Genomic DNA, 3,490 nt, shown 5'->3' on the forward strand with positions numbered 1-3,490 from the left:
TTAAAATATGGAATACTAATGGAGTGAGTGGTGCTCAAAACATTGTGGACATCAACGAAAGCTTTATCATCAATTAATGCTTTTTATATTGTTTATGCTTAATAAAATTTCTTGTTATTTTATTTCATCCCCATCCTAGTAAGCTCTGTACTTTACGGCTCATCTCTTGGCAAATTGATTGATAGACTTCATTCAAATCGGGTTGAATCATATAAAAAAGTTGCACTGATAAATTGAAGTCCGTAAGTTCGATTGAGGTAAGTTGAGCAGCATAGATACTCTTTTCAAAAACTTCTTTCGGTAATAATCCTACTCCAAGACCTTGAGCCAATAAATTCATCTGCAAATTGGTTCCTGTAACCTCAATTTTTATATTAGGTAACTGATTCAATTTATGGTATTCCGATACAAGATATTGGCGAAAACCGCACCCTTCAGTATTAAGAATCCATCCTAAAGACTGACAATCGGCAAGATGCTGAACGGACATCTTTTTTAATTTTTTAGAAACAGTCGGCACAATTTGTAACTGACCTAAAATTTCCATGTTTATCTGGTCATTCTGCCCATAAGTTTGAGCTGTTGTTGAAAAAATGCAATCTAGCTTTTTTTCCTTAAATTTATCTAATAAATCGATACCCCAACCTGTGCTAATTTCTAAGTTTAATGTGGGATAACTTTGCTTTAAGTCTTCTAAAATACCTGACAAGATCGTGTCTGATAGACTTGTCGCTATACCAATCCGTAAGTTTTGGGTCGATAATTTATAGCTGTTAACTAGTTGCCCTAATGCATCTATTTCAGCAGTAACCTGAGCACACTGCTCAAAAATTTGAAATCCTAGCTGAGTCAATTTTAGAGGGCGCGTATTACGGTCAAAAAGCTGTAATCCCAAATCTGATTCTAGATTTTGGATCCTTCTAGTAATAGCAGGTTGTGAAATACCTAATTGCTGGGCAGCCAGACTGGTAGATTGAACATTGACAAAACAAACAAAAGCTTCAATATCTTCAATTTTCATAATAGCTTAGGACAAGATTTATAAATAAAGGTTATATCCAATTATGATGTTTTTTTATGGAATAAACAGTAGCTTACTATTCATTTTATTTCATATCATCAATATTGAATTTAATAAAAGTCCATATAAGTTTTATGATAAAAAATTATGAGAAGCTTTCAAACTTATGCTGAGTTCAATCGCAGTTATTCTCAATTCAGCCGTAATTAACTTAAAAATAAATAGAAATTCAGTTTTAACTACGTTTGGAAGTTTAAATTTAAAGATGCCCAAGCGCAGTTAAAAGCCATTATTGTTAAATCTAATTTAAAATACTTTTTTTACAGACACTGTAAAAGTCGAGTCAATCGGATTTGAAACAGGTGCACCTGCTTCACCATTGCTATACTTTTTATAGTAGCTATTTTTATCCCATGCTCTGGTATAGGCCAATCCTGTAGTCCAGCCATCTCCTAAATCTTTAATAAGTTCAGCTTTAACATCCTGAAAGTTTGACTCTGAAAAGTTTTTGATTCTTTCATAGCCATAGTGGGCGCCAAAAGTCCAAGTTTCACTGATAGGCTGGGTAAAGTTCAGGTCTAGATAACTCGAACCTCTTGACCTTTTACCAGCAGGTCCACCCATGGTTTTGGAGTTATAACCGGCATAATCTGGTGTATAGGTAACAAAGTATTTGAGGCTTAAAGGACCATAGCCAATTTGAGGTACAATTTCACCATAGTTATAACTGCTACTCCCCGTTTCTGGTGTACTTTTCGCGCCTGGGTAGTAGTAGTAAAAAACCGACATCCCAATTGAAAATTTATCGATTGTTTTTAAATAACCTGTATAAAAATCCCATTCAACCGAGGCATCTCGCAAATAATTAGAGCTTACACTTGATGCCCAAGTCCCGACAAAAAAACCATTCGGGTTGGCATAATCCAGTCCACCTTGCAAAGCAGGTTTACCCCAAGTTTGTTGAAACCCACGTGAAATATATTGGCTAGCAAAAGTAACATTCGCGCTATATGGAGAGGTTTTTTCTTGTTCATTTAATTGTTCAGCATGTACAACACAGGTAGACATAATGAGAGAAGCTGCGCCTAAAATTTTTCTCATCTATTAATTCCTTTTAAATATTACCTATAATCTTAAAGTTTTAAAATAACATGATAATTCAATTTAAAACGTATTAAAAAGTTATAAATTTAAATTTCTCGACACTTCTTCTTGACTATAGATCTCTTCAATACAATCTAAAATTTTAGGAATATAAGAACTTTGATCCATATTACGCATAGATAGAGAAATGGGACTATAAGCTTCTAAATCTAAGATATTTAAATAAGTTAGATTCTTCATTCCAATATCACAGGCACTTTCTGGAATAATACAAATACCCTCGCCCGATGCCACCAAACCAAGCGCCATGTGAATTTCTCGTACTTCGGTCAGCTTGGCGGGGATTAACCCTAACTTTGTAAATAAAGCTTGAATAGTGGTCGAAAAATTAGGCTTAGGTGTCGTTGGGTAAGAAAAAATCGTCTCATTAATAATTTGCGATAAGTAAATTCCTGAATCTTGAAACTCACTTAATGGATGCTTTTTATGAATTGCGAGTTTTAATTTTTCTTTTCTAAGTAAAAGCCTTTTAATCGCTGGATCGCTAATTGGTAATCGGCCAAAACCTAAATCGATTTTGCCTAACTTTAAAGCTTCAACCTGATCTCGTGTGCCACACTCAATAAGCTCGACATGAATGTCAGGATTTTTTTGCCTAAATAGATAAATGACCTGTGGTAAACGCCCATACAGAAGTGAACTCACATAGCCAACTTTGACAATGTTCTCTACCAACTTCATTTTTTTAGCCATCGAAGCAGCTTGAGCCGTATGCGTTAAAATTTGAACGGCATGTTGGTAAAAAAACAGCCCTGCTTCTGTCACTTTTAATGGACGCGACCCTTTCACAAACAAATCAATGCCTAATTCTTCTTCTAGTTTTTTGATTTGACGCGTGAGTGGTGGCTGGGCAATAAAAAGCTTCTCAGCCGCTTTTGTCAGACTTTGTTCTTCCACAACGGTAACAAAATAACGTAGATGTCTTAATTCCATTAATATACCTTTTTAGTATCTTAAAATACCGTTCTATATCTATTTTAGGCTATTACATTCTTCTATGGTATGTAAACAAGTTCGTAATAGTTGAAACTTCATGTATAGAACCATAGAAACCATACTTGTGGATATTCCAACTATCCGTCCTCACCAGCTGTCTGTGACTACAATGCGTACTCAGACTTTGGTGCTCGTTAAAATTACGACCACGGATGGTATTGTAGGTTGGGGTGAAGCGACCACCATTGGTGGACTGAACTATGGTGAAGAAAGTCCTGAAAGTGTCAAAGCCAATATTGATACTTACTTTGCACCATTACTCGCATCAGTTAAAGATTTAAATGTTGCTCAAACACTAAAACTGATTCG

General features: G+C 35.2%; 3 protein-coding genes and 1 pseudogene. 1 reads left to right on the forward strand and 3 read right to left on the reverse strand.

The window, feature by feature from the left end:
- Positions 1–124 precede the first annotated feature (124 nt).
- The 3 genes from UC75_RS04180 to UC75_RS04190 all read right to left on the reverse strand — a co-directional run bounded on the left by UC75_RS04180 (position 125) and on the right by UC75_RS04190 (position 3,118).
- On the reverse strand, positions 125–1,021 hold the full coding sequence (locus tag UC75_RS04180; RefSeq protein WP_049836809.1) for a LysR family transcriptional regulator: 897 nt from the start codon (positions 1,019–1,021) through the stop codon (positions 125–127).
- A gap of 306 nt (positions 1,022–1,327) precedes the next feature.
- Positions 1,328–2,122: a TorF family putative porin gene (locus tag UC75_RS04185; protein ID WP_049836810.1), complete on the reverse strand. Its 795-nt coding sequence runs from the start codon at positions 2,120–2,122 to the stop codon at positions 1,328–1,330.
- 81 nt (positions 2,123–2,203) lie between these two features.
- Positions 2,204–3,118, reverse strand: coding sequence for a LysR family transcriptional regulator (locus UC75_RS04190; RefSeq protein ID WP_005305939.1), 915 nt, complete (start codon positions 3,116–3,118; stop codon positions 2,204–2,206).
- Positions 3,119–3,218: 100 nt separating this feature from the next.
- Between UC75_RS04190 and UC75_RS20150 the strand changes: the two are divergent.
- A pseudogene (locus UC75_RS20150) lies at positions 3,219–3,490 on the forward strand (muconate cycloisomerase); the annotation flags it as partial.

Origin of the sequence: Acinetobacter sp. V2 (assembly GCF_001188385.1) — a bacterium.
Lineage (GTDB): Bacteria > Pseudomonadota > Gammaproteobacteria > Pseudomonadales > Moraxellaceae > Acinetobacter > Acinetobacter oleivorans.